Origin of the sequence: Enterococcus canintestini, from assembly GCF_001885735.1 — a bacterium.
In the GTDB taxonomy this organism is placed as follows: domain Bacteria; phylum Bacillota; class Bacilli; order Lactobacillales; family Enterococcaceae; genus Enterococcus_C; species Enterococcus_C canintestini.
Window position 1 is genome coordinate 55,546 of record NZ_JXKG01000012.1, and the last position, 21,948, is coordinate 77,493.

A 21,948-nucleotide genomic window follows, 5' to 3' on the forward strand; every position below is an offset into this window, starting at 1 on the left:
ATATTCTTAGTCATTAAAACGCTGTGTCTTATACCATTTAGTTCCGTCGCGTTTAAAAATTCGATCTAACATCAGAGAAAAAAAGGCAACAACAGATACAGCTAAAAATAGTTGGGAATAAGTGAAATAAGAGGCAACCGAGTATAAAAAGTTTTCCGTTGTTGCCTGCCCATATTGACTTACTAAAGCAACGTTAATTTGCAGTAAATAAATGGCAAACATTAAAGCCCAGTTGACCAGTAAGATTGCAGCAATTTGACGATTCCCACCGCCAAAAGTAAAAGGTACTGGTAAGTTTAGATGGAAAAAATTGAGCAATGTCGTAATCAAATTGGTCCAAAAAATAAGGGTCGAAACGACAATGGCACAATTAAACCAAAAGAAGGTATTGATATAGTAAAAAATTTCCCATTTAATGCGCCAATTACTACGGTCAAATAAGTGTTTTAAATTACCTGTAATAACTTCATAATTTCCTTTAGCCCAACGCTTGCGTTGGTTGTAGTAAACATTTATAGTTTCGGGTTCTTGTTGAAAGGCTTCTGATTGGGCTGCAAGGGCAATTAATTCTCCCTGTTCCATGATTTTAAAAGATAATGCGGTATCTTCTGTTAAGGCGCCGTTATCCCAACCACCGATTTTTTTGACATAATCTTTTTTGATAATAAAGTTAGTCCCTGGAATGTGCCCAATTTTAAAAAGTTCCCACAGTCCTGTATGTTGAATACGTTGGGTGGTCACGACTTCTAAATTAATGCAACGAGTCAAAAAATTTTGTTTATAGTTCCGTGTTTTATTACGGCCGAAAACTGCAGCGTAACGTTTAGGATCTTCTAGTGCTTTTTTGACAAGAAAATATAAAGCATTTTGTTCGGGCATCGCATCAGCATCATAGACACATAACCAATCACCTTTTGCCCTTTTTAGCGCATCGTTTAAAACACCGGATTTTCCGCCTGTTCCTGTTCGCTCAATGATCTGAATATCATGATTTGAAAATTGCGGTAAATTTTTAACACTCATCGCTTCAGCATAGGTATTATCCGTACAATTATCGGCAAAAACTAAAAATTCCAACCGATTGACAGGGTAATTTAAGCGCAAAATGGACTGAACGGTATCTTTAATCACAATTTCTTCATTGTGAGCAGGTACGACAACGGTGATTAAAGGATATTCTTTTAACGGTTCTAAAAAGCGCTTTGGTGGCTTTAAATTTTTTAATAGGAATTTAATTGCACCAAAAACTGTCATCAAAGAAAAGAAGACAGAAATCCAAATTGAAACAATCGTAAAAATCATGAGTCCCTTAGCCATTTAAGTTCCTCCTTTTAAAATATTTCCAGACTCTTGATTGAATAATTAAAGCTGAAATAAAAAGAGCGACGGTTGCAATGAAAAATAAAATAGTAACCATAATACTCAACCAATAAAAAATATTTAACAAGCCTCTCACTCCTTAAACGATGTATTCTGCCATTAAATCTGTTTCCGCTCTGCGATTTAATCTTCCTAAAACTTGTTCTGCTGTTAGTTGTGAATCTCGTTGTAACACAATCATACTTTGGCGAATTGTGATATCTTGCTGGTGATTAAAAGGAATCAGCATTAATTGTGTTTTGGTAATTTGATTTAAAGTCTCAGTCTCTGCACTACATTGATTGTTAAAAAGGGGAGAGATAACAATAAATGTTCCTTCGTCTACATAAAAAAGTTGTTCTTCTGGCAAACGAATAATTTCTAAGTCGTCGGCTAAACTAAGCAGTAGTTCGTTGGTTTTACTTTCACTTTGATAACGATATTGGTCTAGATTATCAACATAAAACATGGAAATTGCTAAAGAACGATTGAGTTTGGGTTGAATTGTCATCGTATTTAAAAACTTATCATAGCGTTCAATAAATTTATTCATCGTACCAAGTCCAGTTAGGGCATCGGTATTTTGTAAAAAAGTCGCAATTTCTTTACGGCTACTAATCAGCCGTTTGCGTAAAAAGATATCGGTTTTGATGAAATAACCGGCAATTGTAAAGGTCGGAACAATAATAATCAGATAAATTTTTAACCAGCCACTCATAACAACAGGGAAAAAGTAAAGTATAAAACTACCAATAGCAATCATAAACATCGTAATAATGACTACAAAAAGAGAGTTCCCCATCATTCCGAATAAAATGCCTAAAAAGACGAGCAAATTTGCATAGTAAAAAGTCTGGCGATCGACAAAATTATATAAAAGCATATTTTGGATCAAACTAAGCACCATTAAAAGTAAGACGCCGACTTCTAATGGAATGCGATAACGAATTTTCTTCACGAATTACACCTCATTTAAAAGTTAGTTGTATTAAAACAAGCCTACCACAGCCGGTTGCATTCTACCTTTATTTTGTTTATTTTTCAAAACAAATCTATCGAAAATTGAAGATTTTAATTTTTTTTGAATGTTTTCAGAAAAAGCAAAAATAATTTTGAAGTGCTACATCTTGTCGTTCTGTATTAAAATAAAATGTGATTTAAGTTTGATTTGCTGATATAAACTCAATTTTATCGACTTAATACAGAAAATTTAGTTGTACTATTTTTAGGAGTGTGGTAAAAATAAATAAAAAAGCGCTTGCGTGTAAGTTTCGTTGTAAATATAAAGTCCAATGTGAGGAGTGAGAAAATGAAAGATGCAACAGATTATGCCCTGGCATTAAAAAACGGTACGCTTTCAATTGATGAAGTACTCAAGATAATTGTCCAAAAAGCCCAAGTAAATAAAGAATTAAATGCTTTTATTCATGATTTTGATATAGACGGTGCAAAGCGTGATTATAAAAAAACAAAAGACGGCATTTTTGGTGGCCTTCCTGTTCCTTTGAAAATTTTAGGTCAAAACAAAGCGGGATGGCCTGCGACATCTGCTTCGAGAATTTTTAAAGATGCAAAAGCTAGTAAAAGCAACAATTATGTGAAAGCTTTGCAAAAAAGTGGATTAACGCCTTTTGGGCAAACCAACGCACCAGAATTTGGTTTTAAAAATATTACTGACCCAACACTTTATGGGCCTAGTCGCAATCCGTGGAATCTTAGTCATTCACCTGGTGGTTCTAGTGGTGGTGCCGCTGCGGCGGTAGCAGCCGGAATTTTCCCTTTAGCTGGTGCCAGTGACGGTGGTGGATCGATTCGCATTCCCGCTTCTTTTAGCGGCTTAATTGGGTTAAAACCAACACGCGGCACAATTCCCACCGGTCCTGATTCATGGCGGGATTGGCAGGGTGCGGCGATTAATTTTGCGTTGACTATTTCGATGCGGGATACAGAAAAGCTTTTTTATAGTATTAGAGGGCAACATCCTGCGGCACCTTATCAGGCACCACAAAGCGAGTGGGAAAGAAGACCTTTAAAAAATAAATTGAAGATTGCTTACACAACGACTTCTCCTGTGGGCAGTAAAGTATCTCCAGACGCCAAAAAAGCAGTTGCAGATGCGGTTGTCTTTTTAGAAAAGTTAGGTCATGAAGTGGTAGAAATTAATTATCCCTTAGATGGTCATCGACTTATCTCTGATTATTATAAAATGAATGGTGCTGAAACGGCGGCGATGTTTGCCGACATTGAACAAGGTATTGGGCGTGCGGTTACAAAAGAAGATATGGAACCAATGACTTGGGGCATTTATCAAGCAGGATTAAAGACGCCAGCGGCAAAATATGTCGCCACCTTGCAAAATTGGGATCGCGCTGCCTTTGTGATGGAAGAATTGTTTAAAAATTACGATTTATTTTTAACACCCACCACAGCTTATTCTGCACCAAAAATTGATGCCAAATTGCAAAGTGAAGTAATTTTTCAAAAGTTAGCTCAGGCTGAAGAATTAAATGAAATTCAAGCTGATGAATTGGTTTATGAAATGTTTGAAAAAAGTTTAGCATTATCTCCTTTTACGCAATTAGCGAATTTAACCGGGGAGCCGGCAATTAGTTTGCCAACTTTTATTACGCCAGCAGGGTTACCACTAGGGATTCAGTTTATGGCGGCTAAAGGGCGAGAAGATTTATTGTTTCAAATTGGTAAAATTTTTGAATCTGAAGGTCAATTTCGTTTACCAAAAGCTTATCAAAATGAGGCTTTTTAAATAAAATATAAGAATTACAGGGGGAAGACAATGAAAAAATGGGCAACAATAATGGTAGTAGCAATCAGTGGGGTAGTTTTAACTGCATGTAGCAGTAATGAAACAAAAGCAAAGACAGTCAAAGATACTAGTTGGAGTAAAGTTGAAAAGGATAAAACCTTAACCGTAGCTACTTCTGGTACGTTATTTCCATCTTCTTATTACAATGATAAAAATGAATTGAATGGCTATGACGTGGATATTGCCAAAGAAGTAGGCAAACGTTTAGGGGTCGAAGTTGTCTTTAAAGAATATAATGTGGATGGTCAGATTGCTTCGATTAATCGTAATGAAGCAGATTTTGCCGCTAATGATTTTGGCTTGTCAAAAGAGCGGGCCAAGAAATTTTCTTTATCTGTACCGATTAAATATTCTTTTGATAGCATGATTGTTAGAAAAAGCGATGATTCAGGCATTCATTCTCTTGAGGATTTAAAAGGGAAAAAAGCAGCGGGGGAACCTAACACTAGTTACATGAAAATCGCTGAAAAATATGGTGCAACACCAGTAACTTATGATAATGCTACCAACGATCAATATTTAACCGACGTTGCAAATGGTCGGACTGATGTTATTTTAAATGATTACTATTTACAAAAAATGTCTGTTGCTGCGCTACCAGATATTCCTGTGAAAATTTTAGAAGATGTGTATTTCAACGCTAATCATACCGGTTTTTTATTTGTTAAAGATCACAAAGCGTTAAAAGCTAAAGTTGATGCGGCATTAAAGGAAATGCAAAAAGACGGCACTTTGAAAAAAATCTCTGAAGCGTATTTCCAAACCGATGTTTCAGTTAAACCAAAACAAGAAATTAAAGAAACGGTGTCAGCGGATTAATGTATATCCCAAAACTTGATTTTCCTTTAATGATAGAGTCGTTACCGTTTGTTCTACAAGGATTACGCTATACGTTAGGAATTAGTATTTTAACGTTTTTATTAGGTAATATCATTGGGATTTGTTTAACGGTACTTTCTTTTTTGAAAAGTAAACTATTGCGTCATTTCATTCGCTTTTATATTTCTTTTTTAAGGGGAGTGCCAGCGTTAGTTTTGTTATTTTTACTCTACTTTGGGCTACCTTATCAACTGCCTGCGCTGAGTGCGACGATTATTTGTTTTAGTTTAACCAGTAGCGCGTTTATCGCAGAAATTTATCGCGGGGCAATTACTGGAGTTGATCGGGGACAATGGGATGCAGCCTATGCGACGGGCTTAAATTTTTGGCAAACGATGTATTTGATTGTTTTACCGCAAGCTTTTCGTCTGTCAGTTCCGGCTTTAGGCAATGTCGCGATGGATTTAGTTAAAGGAACTTCACTAGCAGCTATGATTACGATTCCGGATATTTTTCAAAAAGCTAAAATTGTTGGCGGGCGGACGTTTGATTATATGTCAATGTATATTCTGGTAGCTGTCATTTATTGGCTTTTGTGTATTTTGATTGGCATTGGTCAAAAACAGTTAGAAAAATATTTCCAAAAACGTTTTGGCGCTATGATTTAAGCGTAAAAGCGGATGGATAAAGCTTTTTTAGGAATACGGCCTTATCTAAAAAGGATGATTAAAAGTACAAGAAAACAACTATTTTTTAATATTTATGAAGAAAATACTTGTGTAATTTTTTAGAACCTGCTATTCTTTGTGTAACGTTTACAAAAAATTGGGAAGGAGGAAAGCATGATGATTAAATTAACAAAAAAAGAATTGACCCTATTCATCGCAAATAATTCCTTACTCCCGTATGATATTTCCAATTAGCTAAGTTGCTGAATTAACACTCAGACTCTGCCCTTGGTATACACGGGTAGAGTCTTTTTTGTGTGCAAAAATACAGAATATTAAAAAAATATTTGCGATAAACAAATACGCTGTTTATGGTGAATTTTAAATTGGAGGTTATCATGAGTTACGTTTTAAAGCACTTATTCACTTATATTAAACAACATAAAAAACGTTACGCTGTCGTTTTATTCTTTATGGTATTAAACAGCGCATTAGCAGTTGTACCCACATATATTATTCGTCTTTTTATCGATGCGATTATTCAAAAGACGTTGACATTTTCTTTATTGCTACAATATGGTGGTATTTTTTCATTGACGATAATTTTGTGTTATCTAGCAGATTTCACTTGGACCTATCTGTTATTTATCGGCTCGTATGACTTACAAAAGAGTTTGCGTGAACAATTAATGGCCCATTTTCTAAAAATGGGCGCACCTTTTTACGAACGATTTCGTACGGGCGATTTAATGACACGATCTAGTGACGATGTACAAGTGATGGGAATGACAGTCGGGTATGGCCTGATGGTATTTATGAATACGAGTTTATTTTTAGGCTTTATTTTGCTGATGATGGCAACTACTGTTTCGGGGCTATTAACACTTATCGCTTTACTTCCGATGCCAGTTTTAGCCTACTTCATTTTTAAATGGGGATCAAAAGTAGACCAACTTTTCACCGAAGCCCAAAAATCAGTCTCCGATTTAAATAGCGAAGTGCTAGAAATCATTGATGGTATTCGAGTGGTGCGAGCTTTTGGTCTAGAGGCAGAAACAACGACTGCTTTTGAATCAAAAACAACTGCAGTGAAGGAAAAAAATAATCAAGTTTCAGAACTTGATTCGCGTTTTGGTCCATTAATTACGATTATTTTGGCCATTAGCTTTGTAGCAAGCTTTGGCGTAGGGGCATTTATGGTTCAAAACCAACAAATTACCGTTGGGGCTATGGTTTCTTTTCAAGTTTATTTAACAATGATTGTATGGCCGATGATTTCTGCGGGCGATTTGGTAAACGTCATGCAACAAGGGGCTGCTTCTTGGCGGCGGATTAATGAAGTCTTAAAAGCAAAAGATAATTTAGAAGAAGATGGAACGAAAGAATTAACCCAAATTGAAAAAATTAGTTTTGAAAACTATGATTTTTCATATCCGTCAAGTACTCAAAACGTTTTACAGCAGGTAAATCTGACGATTAATAAAGGGCAATTGATTGGTATTGTTGGTAAAACCGGTAGTGGTAAAACGACGTTACTACGCCAATTACTTCACCGCTATCCTTATTCGGCGCAAGTGCCACAATTAAACGGGCGTCCATTAACGGACTATAAGTCCTGTGATGTACGGGGGCAATTTGCGGAAGTACCACAAGAACATACACTATTTTCACGTACGATTAAAGAAAATTTATTGTTTGGTAAAAGTGATGCCACCGAAGCTGAACTTTGGCAAGCGTTAAACGCCGCTGCTTTGGCCGATGATATCAAAAAAATGCCAGAACAGTTGGAAACGTTAATTGGTGAAAAAGGAATGTCACTATCTGGCGGACAAAAACAGCGTTTGGCTTTAGCCCGTGCTTTCTTGCGTCAGAGTCACGTTTTATTACTAGATGATGCGCTTTCTGCTGTCGATGCCAAAACGGAACAAGCAATTATTGATCAGTTAAAGCAAGTACAAGAAAAACAAACAGCGATTATTGTGACGCATCGTCTCTCTGCTATTACCACAGCCGATCAAATCATTGTGTTAGAAGAGGGAAAAGTGGTGCAACAAGGCACGCATCACGCGTTAATTCAAACACCAGGCTGGTATCAAGAGCAATATTACCATCAGCAATTAAATGAAGAAAAAACGAAAAGTTAAAACGCCATACCGCAATAATTAAAGAAAATTAAGCTAATTTCTTTGGCTAGCTTTAATTTGAAAGGGCCGTTTTACTTATTTAAAAGGAGTTGAAAACATGCTTCAGACAATCAGAAGGCTTTTAGGTTATGTCAAAGCTCATAAACTGATTTTTAGTATTAGTGTGGGCTTACTAATTGTAGCATCTGGCTTGGAACTTATCTCACCTTTAATTGCCAAGCGCATGATTGATAGTGTAATGACGCCAGCTTTTGATACGGGAAATTTGCCGCTATTATTATTAATTCAGTTGCTGTCATTTTATTTATTGTTAAATATCGTTGGTTCTCTTTTTCGCTATTTTAGTATTTTACAGTTGCGTAAAATGGCCAATCAAATTGTTAAAAGAATGCGAGATCAGTTATTTAACCATTTGCATCAATTACCGATTTCTTATTTTGATAAATTACCTGCCGGCAAAATCGTGGCGCGTATCACAAATGATACAGAGGTTTTACGCTCCAGTTTTTACGTCAGTGTCATTAGTAATTTATTAAGCAATATTATTCAAATTATTGGTGTTTATATTGCGATATTTCTATTAGATCCCCGCTTAGGTACAGCTTTATTGCTGCTGTTACCACTATTAGTATTATGGCAACATTTTTATACCAAACGAGCTTCTAAATATAATCTGGCTATGCGGGAGTATATTTCACAAATTAGTGGGCAATTAAACGAATTCATTCAAGGGGTAGCGATAATTCAAGCCTTTCAAAAAGAAAAACAATTATTAAATGAATTTCGCCAAACTGTAACCAAATGGTTTAACGTCGGTAAAAAGGCTTTATTCTTAGATGCCGGAGCGGCGTGGGGACTAGGTACCTTTTTACGCAATGCCACCATTTTATTAGTAGTGACCACTTTAGCTAGTTTCTTTTTAAACGGTCAGTTGGCTATTTCAGCGGGGCTACTGTATGCCTTTATTGACTACATTAACAGACTGTTTGATCCAATTGAAGGAATGGTCCAAACTGTTGCTGGTGTGCAACAATCACTAGCGGCAGGGACTAGAATTTTTGTCTTGGCGGATGAAAAGATTGAAAGTCAAGAAACGAAAAGCATTCAAATAGAAAAAGGCGCAGTTGCTTTTCAAGATGTTTCGTTTGGCTATACAGCCGATCAAACCGTTTTACATGATATTAACTTTACCGCCAAACCAGGAGAAACGGTGGCTTTAGTGGGGCATACTGGTTCGGGTAAGTCGAGTATTTTAAATTTACTTTTTCGTTTTTATGAACCCAATAGTGGGGCTATTTTCATCGATAATCAAAAAATTTCAGATTATAGTCGTCAGTCACTGCGACACTTTATGGCCATTGTGATGCAAGACCCTTATTTATTTAGTGGCACGATTGCTAGTAATATTAATATGGGGGATAAAAGTATTAGCGATGCGATGGTTTTAGATGCTTTAAAACAAGTTGGCGCAGAGTATTTGGTCAAACGCTATCCTAAAGGTATTCACCAGCCGGTAGTGGAAAAAGGTCAAGCTTTTTCTAGCGGTGAAAGACAGTTAATTAGTTTTGCGCGGGCGTTAGTATTTAATCCTAAAATTTTAATTTTAGATGAAGCAACTAGTCATGTGGATACACAAACAGAAACGATTATCCAAAAAGCGATGGAAGTCTTGCAAAAAGGACGGACGACTTTTATCATTGCCCATCGGCTTTCGACAATTAAAGAGGCAGATGAAATTTTAGTTTTAGAAGATGGTCGTATTATTGAGCGAGGCTCGCATCAAAGCTTACTGGAAAAATCGGGTATTTATTATCAAATGTATCAGATGCAAGCGGCACAATTGTCGGCTTAAGAGCTCGGTTTTGACATTTAAAGTCCCTGTGTTAAAATCGAAACAGACATTTTTGATGTTTGAAATTGATTTTTAACGGATTGGAAGTTTAACATGATCAGTGATATTTTGAGTTTATTTATTATGATTTTGGTCGGAATTTATAGTGCGCTGTTTTTGAGTACAGGGGTTTGGTTATTGTACCTACAAATTAAAAGCAGGATTAGTAAAATGGATCAAAATAGCTGGGAAAACTATTTTAATAAAATTAAACCTAAAGGTGTTATCCTGCGTGTTTTAATTTGTTATGTAATTGTCTTGGCGTTAATTGCGACTTTAAATACTTTTGCAATTTGGCAAGGTAATTTTTACTATGGTATTTTAATGGTTGCTTGTGGTTTATTCCATATTTTTTATAAATTCCAAACGCAAAAAGGTGATTTTAGCAAACTTTTTAAAGGTCCTAAATCTTAGTTTACTTTTTAAGCTGAAAATACCCAAAAGATGTATCTGCCAGTCGTTTTTTTACGACTATTGCTTCGTGTAAAAAGGAAGTAGTAAAAACAGTCATATATCTTTTGGGTATTATTTTTTAGAAGCCGGCGATCTTTTCTGCTTTTTTTGTATTGGCAAAATGCAACTTGGCATATTTAGCTAGTAAGTTTATGCCACCTTGTTGTAATATTTTGGCAGCTACTTGATCCGATTTATTGCCCGCACCAGAAGGAAGTAAAAAGCCCAGATTTTTAGAAGCCTTCTCTAACTCTTCTAAAAAACTAGCCCGACATAAAATAGAGGCAGCTGCGACAGCTAAATGATATTGTTCTCCTTTTGTAATAAAGTGAAGATCTGTCGTGACTGGATTTTTTTCTTGCCGTAAATATTTTTTGTAGTTTGCCTCTGAGGTAAATTGGTCAATGAGGATCCCTTCTGCTTTTGTAGGAGCAATTTTTTGTTGCAATAGATAAATCGCTTGATTGTGCAGTGCGACTTTCATTCGTACGGCATTATATTTGGGCTGAATCTCGTTATATTTTTCTGGTGTAACCACTAGTTTTTGAAAAGGAACTGTTTCAGCAATTTTTGGTGCCAGTTGGCGAATTTCTTTGTCGGTCAACATTTTAGAATCTTTGACGCCGATTTTTTTTAAATAAGAGAGGTTTTCTTTCGCTGCATAGACAGCACAAACTACTAAAGGACCAAAATAACTACCGTTGCCTACTTCGTCACTGCCAATGATACTTTTTTTAGAAAAATCTTTTGGTAAGTGGGTTGCGACTGCGCTTGTTTTTTGAGGGGAATTTTTATTGTCATTTGGCTTTATACTGGCTTGTGCTTTGTCCCATTTTGCGGCTTCTGACTGTGCATTTGGTCCTTGAAACATTACTTTTCCTGAGGTATAGCCGGTGATAGTGACACCATTTTTTTTAGCGACAAATAATGTATATGGGTTTTTATTTGGAACGCTTTTTGTCGCATAATGAGTTTTTAGCTGGTCTAACTGGGCATTACTAAGTTTTAAGACAATCGTATTCATATAAACTTCCTTTGTTTAGTATTTCTTTATTTTAATAATTGATAAGCTTTCGCTTTATCATCGTAATAGTAAAAGAGCCATTTTTAGTCAGTCTTTTTTACTAGATTGGCTCTTAGATTTTAACATAGATTCAAAAAAGCGTAAGGGAAGTAAGAGATTTTTATCTAATCATGGAAATTTTACCTTTTTTCCCCTATAATATACAGGAGTTTGCCACTTAAACATTTCGTGGTAAAAATGCTATAATAGTGCAGTTGTTTTTGTGAAAGTTATGAAGAAGGGAAGACAAAGCATGGTAGCGGAACGCAAACGCTATAAAGCTGTGATTGCCAATCGCACCTATACGATTATTGGTGAGAAGAGTGGACAGCATATGAAGCTGGTCACAAAACTGGTTAATGAACAGCTTAATGAAATTAAAGCTATTTCACCCCAAATAAATGATGAACAAGCCGCAATTTTACTGGCAGTTAATGCGGTCTCAGATCAAGTCGACAAGCAAGAAGAAGTACTGCGTTTACAAAAAGAAGTGCAAGAATTGCGGGAAAAAACTGTTAGAATTGTTGAATTAGAAAATCGCGTAAAACGAATTGAAGCAATTGAAAACGAAGCCCGTAAGTATTTAGCCGAGCAAGGCAAATCAGATATTAAAATAAAAAACCATGTTCAGGCACAGCAAATTTTAAATGAAGCCCGTAAAAATCAAATTAAACAAAAGACGTCTTTGGACAGAAAGGATTAACAGATGATCGGATTACTTATCATCCTGATACTCGTGATTGCGTTTTATATCGGAGGTCGCAGGGGAGCACCGTTACAGCTGGCCCATACGTTGGGTTATGCTTTATCTTTTGCGATAGCGTGTTTTAGCTATCAGAGTTTGGCAAAGAAATTAGAATTATTTGTCCCTTATCCTTCCATTACGCCAGATGCGAAAATGGCTTTTTATAGTCAAACCGAATCGTTAGACCTGGATAAGGCTTATTATGCTGCGATTGCTTTTTTACTAGTTATGTTTATTGGCTGGCTGATTACGAGTTTAGTCGCGGTATTTTTAAACAATTTGCGTTTTAAACGCTTATTGGAAAATTACGATTGGGTTTTAGGCGGCTTATTAAACGCACTGACAGCGTATATAGTTATCTTTTTTGTGCTATTTGTGTTAGCAATGATTCCTCTAGCAACCGTGCAAAATATCTTTTTTAATCACTTTTCTGCTCGCATGATTGTGGAACATTCTTTTATTTTGTCTTGGCTTTTTAAAAATCTGTGGGTAACAAGTATTCTTGGTTAAAAAACAGGGCAGTGTTTGGCAGTAGCTAAACTGTCCTGTTTTTCATAATGAAATAGGTAGGTGAAACAAATGAATAAAAGAATCTATGAAACATTAGAACTTTCCCGTGTGAAACAAATGGTTGCAAATTACCTTCAAACTGCCCAAGGGCAAGAAGAGTTAGAAAATTTAGTACCAAGTATCGATGAAACGGTAATAAAAAGTTGGTTAAATGAAACCGAAGATGGTTTAAAAGTCCAACGTTTACGCGGTGGCATCCCGATTCCAAAAATTGAAAATATCCGTCCCCAAATGAAACGAATTGAAATTGGCGCGGATTTAAATGGTCCTGAATTAGCGCAAATCGCCCGTGTTTTATCCACAACCGGACAAGTCAGAAAATTTATCGCTGACTTAAAGGAAAGTGAAATCGAATTTTTGCGTCTTTATGATTGGGCCGAGCAATTGGAACACTTACCAGATTTAACCCGCCGCTTACAGACGGCAATTGATGAAGATGGCTATGTGACAGATGAAGCCTCTAGTGAGCTAAAAATGATTCGCCAAAATATTCGGCGCAGTGAACAAACTATTCGAGAACAATTAGATGGAATTTTGCGGGGGAATAATGCGCGCTATTTAAGTGATACGATTATTACAATGCGCAACGATCGTTATGTCATTCCAGTCAAACAAGAATATCGTAGTGTTTTTGGCGGTGTCGTCCACGATCAAAGCTCCTCTGGTCAAACTCTTTTCATCGAACCTAAACAAATTGTTGACTCCAATAATCGCTTGCGTCAGCATCAAATCAATGAACGGCAAGAAATTGAACGAATTTTAGCCGAACTTTCAGCGGAATTAGTACCTTATCAAAAAGAAATCATTCATAATGCTTTTGTCTTAGGAAAATTTGATTTGATGAACGCAAAAGCTCGTTTTGGTAAAGAATTAAATGCAGTTGTGCCTGCGATTAGCGCTGAAAATCACGTCTACTTTAAACAAGCGCGTCATCCTTTAATTGATCAAGAAGTCGTGGTGGCAAACGATATTATGATTGGTCAAGATTTTCAAGCCGTAGTGATTACGGGTCCAAATACAGGTGGTAAAACGATTACGTTAAAAACTTTAGGCTTATTGCAATTAATGGGTCAGTCAGGGCTACCCCTTCCAGTAGCTGAAGAGAGTCAAATGGGGATTTTCCATGAGATTTTTGCCGATATTGGTGATGAACAGTCAATCGAACAAAGCTTATCGACCTTTTCTTCTCATATGACAAATATTGTTGAGATTTTAGCAAAAGTGGATGAACACAGTTTAGTTTTATTTGATGAACTGGGTGCAGGGACTGATCCTCAAGAAGGTGCTGCACTGGCTATTGCGATTTTAGACGCATTGGGTGCTAAATCTGCTTATGTAATGGCAACAACTCACTATCCGGAATTAAAAGTCTATGGCTATAATCGTAGCAACACAATTAATGCGAGCATGGAATTTGATGTTGATACGCTTAGTCCGACTTATCGTTTATTAATTGGGGTACCAGGGCGTAGTAATGCCTTTGAAATCTCGAAACGTTTAGGCTTGGATAATCACATTATTGATGCCGCCAAACAAATTATGGATGGTGAAAGTCAAGACTTAAATGAAATGATTGCAGATTTAGAAAACAGACGGAAGATGACGGAAACGGAATATTTAGAAGTTCGCCATTATGTCGATGAAGCGGAAAAATTACAACGAGAATTAAAAGAGGCTTATAGTTATTTCTTTGAAGAACGGGAAAAAGAGTTAGCCAAAGCTAAAAAAGAGGCCAATCAAATTATCGATGAAGCTAAGTCAGAAGCTGAGGTCATTATTTCAGACTTACGTAAAAAGCAGTTGGCAGCTGGTCAAGCGCAAGTAAAAGAGCATGAATTGATCGATGCTCGCAGTAAACTAGATAATTTACGGCAAGAAGACAACCAACTTAAGAAAAATAAAGTATTGCAAAAAGCGAAACAAAAGAAAAAACTAAAAGTTGGCGATGAAGTGTTAGTGGCTTCTTACGGTCAAAGAGGAACCTTGATTCAAAAAATGAGCGATGGTAATTGGCAAGTACAATTAGGTATTTTGAAGATGACACTACCAGAAAGTGAATTACAAAGTGTGGCGCCAGTTAAAGAACCAATTCAACGTGTTGTAAGCACTGTTCGTTCTGATAATAGTAGTCATGTTGCGACTCAACTTGATTTAAGAGGGAAGCGGTATGAAGAAGCTTTAAATGAAGTTGATCAGTATTTAGATGCTGCTATTTTAGCGGGTTATCCCCAAGTAACGATTGTTCATGGTAAAGGAACGGGTGCTTTACGCCAAGGAATTACAGATTATTTAAAAAATCATCGGAGTGTCAAAAGCTTTGAATTTGCTCCGCCAAATCAAGGTGGAAATGGGGCAACAGTTGTTAAATTTAAATAATTAAAAAAGATTTAACACGTTTGCTTTTAAAAAGCGCGCTGTTTAGCGTATTTGGTGCTATCCTTTTGAGCACTTACCAATTGTAAGCAAAAAAATGTCATCCTAAACTTTTCAGTGCTATACTCTTTTTAGAGAAATGATCAATCTTACTTAAGGTTATCATTTGGGGAAATCCAATTGGGAAGATGCCCAATAGTAAAATCGGAGGTAATAATATGTCAAAAGCAGTTACAGATGCAACATTTGCAAGTGAAACAGATGAAGGTTTAGTTTTAGTCGATTTTTGGGCAACTTGGTGTGGTCCTTGTCGCATGCAAGCACCTATTTTAGATCAATTAGCCGCTAGTCATGACGAAGATGAATTAAAAATTGTGAAAATGGATGTGGATGAAAACCCTGAAACACCTGCACAATTTGGCGTTATGAGTATTCCTACTTTGTTACTTAAAAAAGACGGGGAAGTTGTCGATAAAGTAATCGGTGTTCATACAAAAGATCAATTAGAACAATTAATTGCATCTCATTTATAAAATATTGTTTTGCTGATTAGCCGGCATTTAGCCGGCTTTTTTCATTTTTAGATAAAAAAATAATCTTAAGTGGTTGCAATTTAAGATTAAATCATTTATATTATCTGTGTAAACGGTTACACATGAAAGATGGTGAACAGATGGCAACGATTCGCGATGTCGCAAAATTGGCAGGATTATCTGTTGCAACAGTTTCAAGAGCAATTAACGGTAGCGGCTATGTAAGTGAAGAATCCCGCCAAAAAATTGAGCATGCAGTAGCAGAACTAGATTTTCGTCCGAATGAAGTCGCACGCTCGCTTTTTCAAAAAAAATCAAAACTAGTGGGCCTACTGCTACCAGATATCTCCAATCCTTTTTTCCCTTTATTGGCTAAAGGAGTGGAAGATTTTTTACAAAAAAAAGGATATCAAGTTATTTTAGGAAATGTGCAAGAAAATCCTGAACGCGCTAACGACTATCTTCATGCCTTTCATCAAAATAATGTAGCTGGTGTCTTATCAGCAGTTGATAACGACTATGCTTTTTATGATAATGTTCATCCGCTAGTATTTTTAGATCGGGTGGGTAATGATTCAGAGTACTCGATTCACGCCGATGATGTTTCCGGTGGTGCCATAGCAGCAAGAGCTGTTTTAAAAAGAAAGACCAAACAAATTATCGTGATTTCTGGTCCAAAAGAAATTGATCGTTCTAAAGAAAGGCTACAAGGTGTTTTGAGCGTTTTAGAGGAATCAAAAAAAGATTATTTCCTGGTACACTCAGCCTCGTTTTTACTAGAAGATGCGATTATTACCGCACAAACAGTTTTTAAACAATTTCCCACAGTCGACACAGTTATTGCGCCAAGTGACATTCATGCGATTGCATTAATTCAAGAGGCTTATCGCCACAATATAAAAGTCCCTGAAGACTTGCAAGTAATCGGCTATGATGATATTCCCATTAGTAATTTAGTGGTGCCGCCACTAACAACGATTCATCAACCAGCTTATGAAATGGGATATAAAGGAGCAGAGATGCTTTACAAGCTGATGAATGAACAAGAAGTAAAACAAAAAAAATTGATTTTACCTACTCGTTTAATTGAACGGAATACTCTACGAAAGAAGGAAACACAATGAAAATAACAGTGGTAGGAAGTATGTCGACTGATTTTGTAGTGACGACAAAAGTGAAACCAAATCAAGGCGAAACAGTTTTTGGTGAAAAATTTTCGACTGCTTTTGGTGGTAAAGGAGCCAATCAAGCGGTAGCGGCCAGTCGCTTAGGTGTGGATGTTGCCATGGTAGGAGCAGTGGGGAAGGATGATTTTGGCACAGAAATTGTTGCAAATTTAGTTAAAAATGGTGTTGATGTAACTTGTGTGGAACGGGTTACACATACTGAGAGTGGTTCAGCTCACATTGTCTTATACGAAAATGATAACAGTATTATTGTAATTCCTGGTGCGAATAATGAAGTAAAGCCGGCAGCTATGACTAAGTTCCAATCCCAACTATTAGCTAGTGATTTAGTTATTTTACAAAATGAAATCCCACAAGAAACAAACGAGGCGATCATTGATTTTTGTTGGCAAAATGGCATTAAAACGCTCTTAAATCCAGCGCCAGCCCGCAGTATTGCCAAAGAGTACATTGAAAAATTAACGTATTTAACACCCAATGAACATGAGTCAGCCATTATCTTCCCTGACCAGAGCCGTTCAGAAGTTTTGGCACAATATCCAAACAAATTAATTATCACGCTTAGTGCGATGGGCGCCATTTATCACGACGGAACAAAAGAAGAAATTATTCCCGCTTTTGAAGTTCAGCCGGTCGATACAACTGGTGCTGGCGATACATTTAACGCTGCCATGGCAACTGCTTTACTACAAGGATTAAAAATGTCTGAGGCTTTACGTTTTGCTAATTTAGCTGCGGCAATTTCTGTTCAAGGTTTCGGTGCCCAAGGTGGTATGCCAACACTAGAAAAAATGAAGGAGCAAAAACAGTATGAAAAAGCATGGAATTTTGAATAGTGAGGTTACCAAAGTTTTAACCGATTTAGGACATACTGATCAAATTACCATTGGAGATGCCGGCTTACCGGTACCCAATGGTGTTAAGAAAATTGATTTGGCTTTAAAATTTGGCTTACCTAGCTTTCAAGAAGTGTTACAAACGGTTTTAAGTGATATGGCAATTGAAAAGGTTTTTTTAGCTGAAGAGATTAAAATTCAAAATAGCAGTCAATTGCAAGTGATTTTGAAAGCGCTACCTGATGATGTTGAAATAATTTATTTCAGTCATGAGGAATTTAAAATACAAACACAGACGAGTAAAGCCATTATCCGTAGCGGTGAAGTAACGCCTTTTTCCAATATTATTTTACAATCGGCTGTCATCTTTTAAGGAGGTTCTATGATGCATGTTGCAATGAAAAATATTTCAAAATCTTTTGGCACCAATCAGGTTTTACGCGACGTTAGTATTGAATTAAAAAGCGGCGAAATTCACGCATTGATGGGGGAAAATGGCGCAGGTAAGTCAACGCTTATGAACATTTTAACCGGACTACACAAAAAAGATTCTGGCACGATTTTAATTGATGGCCAAGAAAAAGTCTTTTCTAGCCCCAAAGAAGCCGAAGAATTTGGCATTAGCTTTATTCACCAAGAAATGAATTCATGGCCCCAAATGACAGTGCTAGAAAATTTATTTTTAAATAGTGAATTAAAAAATTCTTTTGGCTTACTGGATATAAAAAAAATGCGGAATATTGCGTTGGAACATTTTCATGATTTAGGAATCTCCCTTGATTTGGATAAAGAGTTAGAAGAGCTTTCAGTAGGTCAGCAACAAATGATTGAGATTACAAAGTCGCTTATGACGGATGCAAAAATTTTGATTATGGATGAACCTACTGCTGCGCTATCTGAAACAGAAATTAAAGCATTGTTTAAAATTATTATGCAACTAAAAGAACAAGGAGTGGCAATTGTTTATATTTCTCACCGGATGGAAGAAATTTTCCAAATTAGTGATGAAATTACGGTGATGCGAGACGGTTTATCGATTGATACAACCAAAACAAGTGAAACCAATGTAAATGAAGTGGTGCGTAAAATGGTTGGAAGAGAAATTTCTGATTATTATCCAGAAAAAAACGCGGCGATTGGTGAAGTAATCTTTACCGCTGAGAACTTAACTGCTACAAATGGTACTTTTAAAGATATTTCTTTTAGCGTTAGAAGTGGTGAAATTGTCGGTTTTTCCGGTTTAATGGGAGCTGGTCGAACAGAAATTATGCGGGGAATCTTTGGTTTGGACCCCTTATCAAAAGGAACTATTACAATTGAAGGAGCTATAAAAAAAATTGAATCACCAGCTAAATCGATTCAAAATGGTATCGGCTTTTTGACAGAAGATCGAAAATCAGAAGGATTAGTCTTAGATTTTTCTGTGTTAGATAATATTAGCTTGCCTTCCATTGATGGTTTTGTAAAAAATGGTGTAATTGATAAAAAAACTGAAGCAGAGTTTGCTGAGCTATTGATTAAACGCCTATTAATTAAAGTGCAATCAGCTGAAGATATCGTCGGAGATTTATCGGGAGGTAATCAGCAAAAAGTCGTTTTAGCCAAATGGATTGGAGCCGGCCCTAAAGTTTTAATTTTAGATGAACCAACTCGTGGTGTCGACGTCGGGGCTAAACGGGAAATTTATCAACTAATCAATGAACTAGCTGATCGTGGTGTCGCGATTATCGTTGTCTCAAGTGACTTACCTGAAGTAATGGGGATAAGCGATCGTATTTTAGTGATACACGAAGGCAAAATTAACGGTGAATTACAAAAGAAAGATTTTGACCAAGAAAAAATTATGACCTATGCCACAGGAGGAAAATAAAATGGAGAATAAAAAGAACGTCGCAAAAAAGAGCAATTTTGACGCAGCCGGTATTGTCACAAAGCTAGGGCCCTTATTGGCACTGATTGTCTTGGTTATTGTCGTTTCGGTTATGAATCGTGAATTTTTAAACCCAAATAATTTATTAAATTTACTACGCCAAGTAGCAGCGAACGGTTTTATTGCCTTTGGGATGACCTTTGTTATTTTGACAGGTGGAATTGATTTGTCTGTTGGATCGACTTTAGCACTCTCTAGCGCATTAACAGCTGGCTTTATTGCAAATGGAATGGGTGCGCCATTGGCAGTTTTAATTGGCCTTTTAACCGGTGCAATCTTAGGTGCGATTAATGGCTTGTTAATCTCAAAAGGAAGTATGGCGCCTTTTATTGCAACTTTGGCGACAATGACAATTTATCGCGGTGCAACACTTGTTTACACTAAAGGAAATCCGATTACAGGTTTAGGGGATAGTTTCTTCTTTAGCTTTTTAGGTCGTGGTTATTTATTTGGCATTCCTTTTCCTGTCGTTTTACTTTTCATTATGTTTATTATTTTGTTTGTCTTGTTGCACAAAACAGCATTTGGTAAGAAAACTTACGCTATTGGTGGAAATGAAAAAGCGGCCTTTGTGGCAGGGGTAAAAATTGATAAAATTAAAATCTTAATTTACTCCTTATCAGGCTTAATGGCATCAATTAGCGGCATGATTATTACCTCACGTCTAAATTCAGCGCAACCGACTGCTGGCCAGTCTTATGAAATGGATGCCATCGCTTCTGTTGTGTTAGGTGGGACGAGCCTTTCAGGCGGGAAAGGTCGGATTTTTGGTACGCTAGTGGGTGCTTTAATCATTGGAACATTAAACAACGGCTTGAATTTACTAGGCGTTTCAAGTTTTTATCAACAAATTGTCAAAGGGATCGTCATTGTCATTGCTGTATTATTAGACCGTAAAAAGAAATAAGCACAATTTTGCGTAAAGTATTGTAAGCCCTTTAATTACTTTTTTATAAACAGCAACACTTTAAACGGTTTTTAGGAAAATGATTTTCCTTTAAAAGAAATTCACTCATATGAGGAGGAAGAAACGATGAAAAAATTTTTCGTATTAGCGGCAAGTGTTCTTATGTTAGCAGGCTGTGGTGCAACAGGTCTTGAAGGTGGTTCTAGTAGTTCAGAGGGGAAAACAGCTGAGAAAAAACCCGCAGAATTGACAGTTGGTGTTTCGGTTTCAACATTAAACAATCCTTTCTTTGTATCGTTACGAGATGGTGTCCAAAAATTAGCAGATGAAAACAAAACGACGATTAAAGTTGTTGACGCTCAAGATGACACAGCCAAACAAAGTAATGATATTGATGATTTAATTCAACAAAAAGTCGATGTCATTTTAGTAAATCCAGTTGATTCTTCGGCTATTGTACCAGCAGTGGAAGCTGCTAATAGTGCTGATATTCCAGTGATTGCCATTGACCGTAGTAGTGACGGCGGTAAATTATTAACTACGGTTGCTTCAAATAATGAAGAAGGCGGTAAAATGGCGGCGCAATTTATTATTGAAAAATTAGGTGAAAATGCCAAAGTAGCAGAACTTGAAGGCGTACCTGGAGCTTCTGCGACCCGTGAACGAGGCAAAGGGTTTGATGATTACGCAAAAGATAAATTAGACGTTGTCGACAAGCAATCTGCTAACTTTGACCGTGCTAAAGGTTTAACAGTTATGGAAAATATTTTGCAAGCTCACTCTGATTTACAAGGTGTATTTGCCCAAAATGACGAAATGGCTTTAGGGGCTTCTGAAGCTGCTAGCAGTAAAGGCAAAGATTTTATTATCGTTGGTTTTGACGGTACCGAAGATGGGTTAAAGGCAATTAAAGACGGTAAGATGAGCGCGACGATCGCTCAAAAACCAGAGGAAATGGGCAAACTTGCCCTACAAGCGGCGTATGATCATTTTGCAGGCAAAAAAGTTGATGAAAAAATTGATTCACCACTAGATTTAGTGACAGAATAAAAGTAAGTAGTAGTACTTTTATAAAACAATAAAGCAATTTAAAAGTAAGTTTTTCATGAGGCTGTGACAGATGATTGGTCACAGCCTTTTTGCGATGTAAAAATTATGCGTTAACAAAAATATAGTCGAGCTGAAGAGCAGTATTTGCGGACTAAAAATTCTCATTTTATTAAGAATAATTTCTAGATTTTAAATAACACAAAAATTCAATTTTAAAGCAGATTATCCAACACCATTTTTTTAATAAAAAGTTGTTTTTTTGGTGGTTTCTCACTTCTGTTTTTTCTAAGAGAACGATATAATAAGTTTGTAAAGATAAAAGAATAATTAAAGAAAAAGGAGTAGACGATGAAAAAGAGTAAATGGGTTAAAGTGTTGTTGGTTGCAAGTATTTTAACGACTTCATTGCCACTAAATGTTTGGGGGCAAGAAGCTACTGGGGAAACTAGTGAGTCAAATATAACAAGTTCTTTATCAGAGCTACAGACAAATGAAACAACTACTGAAGAAAGTACAACAAGTCAAGAGGTAACAGCTACTACAACTGATTCAAGTACAACAAGCCAAACAGATTTGGATAGATGTCAATAAAGTAG

At 36.5% G+C, this 21,948-nt stretch carries 20 protein-coding genes; 17 read left to right on the forward strand and 3 right to left on the reverse strand.

Annotated elements, in window-relative coordinates; all coding sequences use genetic code 11:
* Positions 1 to 6: 6 nt before the first annotated feature.
* Both RU96_RS08245 and RU96_RS08250 read right to left on the reverse strand, forming a co-directional pair.
* On the reverse strand, positions 7 to 1,317 hold the full coding sequence (locus tag RU96_RS08245; protein WP_071865056.1) for a glycosyltransferase family 2 protein: 1,311 nt from the start codon (positions 1,315 to 1,317) through the stop codon (positions 7 to 9).
* Between the two features lie 142 nt (positions 1,318 to 1,459).
* A complete protein-coding gene (locus RU96_RS08250) occupies positions 1,460 to 2,317 on the reverse strand; it encodes a hypothetical protein (protein ID WP_071865057.1) in 858 nt (285 codons plus the stop codon).
* A 351-nt stretch (positions 2,318 to 2,668) separates the two neighbouring features.
* On the opposite strand from RU96_RS08250, the gene RU96_RS08255 reads away from it, so the two are divergent.
* From RU96_RS08255 to RU96_RS08280, 6 genes are all read left to right on the forward strand, one after another.
* The gene (locus tag RU96_RS08255; RefSeq protein WP_071865058.1) at positions 2,669 to 4,123 is read left to right on the forward strand and encodes an amidase; all 1,455 of its coding nucleotides are present in this window, start codon (positions 2,669 to 2,671) and stop codon (positions 4,121 to 4,123) included.
* 30 nt (positions 4,124 to 4,153) lie between these two features.
* On the forward strand, positions 4,154 to 5,002 hold the full coding sequence (locus tag RU96_RS08260; protein WP_071865059.1) for a transporter substrate-binding domain-containing protein: 849 nt from the start codon (positions 4,154 to 4,156) through the stop codon (positions 5,000 to 5,002).
* On the forward strand, positions 5,002 to 5,670 hold the full coding sequence (locus RU96_RS08265) for an amino acid ABC transporter permease (RefSeq protein ID WP_071865060.1): 669 nt from the start codon (positions 5,002 to 5,004) through the stop codon (positions 5,668 to 5,670). The genes RU96_RS08260 and RU96_RS08265 overlap by 1 nt, the downstream gene beginning before the upstream one ends.
* Positions 5,671 to 6,068: 398 nt before the next feature.
* Complete coding sequence (locus tag RU96_RS08270) at positions 6,069 to 7,814, forward strand: ABC transporter ATP-binding protein (RefSeq protein ID WP_071865061.1); 1,746 nt, start codon at positions 6,069 to 6,071, stop codon at positions 7,812 to 7,814.
* Positions 7,815 to 7,911: 97 nt separating this feature from the next.
* A complete protein-coding gene (locus RU96_RS08275; RefSeq protein WP_071865062.1) occupies positions 7,912 to 9,666 on the forward strand; it encodes an ABC transporter ATP-binding protein in 1,755 nt (584 codons plus the stop codon).
* 93 nt (positions 9,667 to 9,759) lie between these two features.
* On the forward strand, positions 9,760 to 10,119 hold the full coding sequence (locus RU96_RS08280; protein WP_071865063.1) for a hypothetical protein: 360 nt from the start codon (positions 9,760 to 9,762) through the stop codon (positions 10,117 to 10,119).
* Between the two features lie 118 nt (positions 10,120 to 10,237).
* On the opposite strand, the gene rnhC is transcribed toward RU96_RS08280, so the two are convergent.
* On the reverse strand, positions 10,238 to 11,182 hold the full coding sequence (gene rnhC, locus RU96_RS08285) for a ribonuclease HIII (RefSeq protein WP_071865064.1): 945 nt from the start codon (positions 11,180 to 11,182) through the stop codon (positions 10,238 to 10,240).
* 292 nt (positions 11,183 to 11,474) lie between these two features.
* Between rnhC and RU96_RS08290 the strand changes: the two genes are divergently transcribed.
* The 11 genes from RU96_RS08290 to RU96_RS08340 all read left to right on the forward strand — a co-directional run bounded on the left by RU96_RS08290 (position 11,475) and on the right by RU96_RS08340 (position 21,943).
* Positions 11,475 to 11,924, forward strand: coding sequence for a cell division protein ZapA (locus tag RU96_RS08290; protein WP_071865065.1), 450 nt, complete (start codon positions 11,475 to 11,477; stop codon positions 11,922 to 11,924).
* Positions 11,925 to 11,927: 3 nt separating this feature from the next.
* Positions 11,928 to 12,476 (forward strand): CvpA family protein, encoded by a 549-nt coding sequence (locus RU96_RS08295; protein ID WP_071865066.1) that lies wholly within the window; start codon positions 11,928 to 11,930, stop codon positions 12,474 to 12,476.
* Positions 12,477 to 12,545: 69 nt separating this feature from the next.
* Complete coding sequence (locus tag RU96_RS08300) at positions 12,546 to 14,912, forward strand: endonuclease MutS2 (protein WP_071865067.1); 2,367 nt, start codon at positions 12,546 to 12,548, stop codon at positions 14,910 to 14,912.
* Between the two features lie 215 nt (positions 14,913 to 15,127).
* Positions 15,128 to 15,442: a thioredoxin gene (gene trxA, locus RU96_RS08305; protein WP_071865068.1), complete on the forward strand. Its 315-nt coding sequence runs from the start codon at positions 15,128 to 15,130 to the stop codon at positions 15,440 to 15,442.
* Between the two features lie 140 nt (positions 15,443 to 15,582).
* A complete protein-coding gene (locus tag RU96_RS08310) occupies positions 15,583 to 16,566 on the forward strand; it encodes a LacI family DNA-binding transcriptional regulator (RefSeq protein WP_071865069.1) in 984 nt (327 codons plus the stop codon).
* Positions 16,563 to 17,465: a ribokinase gene (rbsK, locus tag RU96_RS08315; RefSeq protein WP_071865070.1), complete on the forward strand. Its 903-nt coding sequence runs from the start codon at positions 16,563 to 16,565 to the stop codon at positions 17,463 to 17,465. The genes RU96_RS08310 and rbsK overlap by 4 nt, the downstream gene beginning before the upstream one ends.
* Positions 17,440 to 17,838: a D-ribose pyranase gene (gene rbsD, locus RU96_RS08320; RefSeq protein ID WP_071865071.1), complete on the forward strand. Its 399-nt coding sequence runs from the start codon at positions 17,440 to 17,442 to the stop codon at positions 17,836 to 17,838. Before rbsK ends, rbsD begins: the two co-directional genes overlap by 26 nt.
* 12 nt (positions 17,839 to 17,850) lie before the next feature.
* Complete coding sequence (locus RU96_RS08325; protein WP_071865072.1) at positions 17,851 to 19,335, forward strand: sugar ABC transporter ATP-binding protein; 1,485 nt, start codon at positions 17,851 to 17,853, stop codon at positions 19,333 to 19,335.
* Position 19,336: 1 nt separating this feature from the next.
* A complete protein-coding gene (locus RU96_RS08330) occupies positions 19,337 to 20,302 on the forward strand; it encodes an ABC transporter permease (RefSeq protein ID WP_071865073.1) in 966 nt (321 codons plus the stop codon).
* Positions 20,303 to 20,428: 126 nt separating this feature from the next.
* Positions 20,429 to 21,352 carry a D-ribose ABC transporter substrate-binding protein gene (locus RU96_RS08335; RefSeq protein ID WP_071865074.1) on the forward strand — a complete coding sequence of 308 codons (924 nt, stop codon included), beginning with the start codon at positions 20,429 to 20,431 and terminating at the stop codon, positions 21,350 to 21,352.
* 348 nt (positions 21,353 to 21,700) lie between these two features.
* The gene (locus RU96_RS08340; protein WP_071865075.1) at positions 21,701 to 21,943 is read left to right on the forward strand and encodes a hypothetical protein; all 243 of its coding nucleotides are present in this window, start codon (positions 21,701 to 21,703) and stop codon (positions 21,941 to 21,943) included.
* Positions 21,944 to 21,948: the final 5 nt, after the last annotated feature.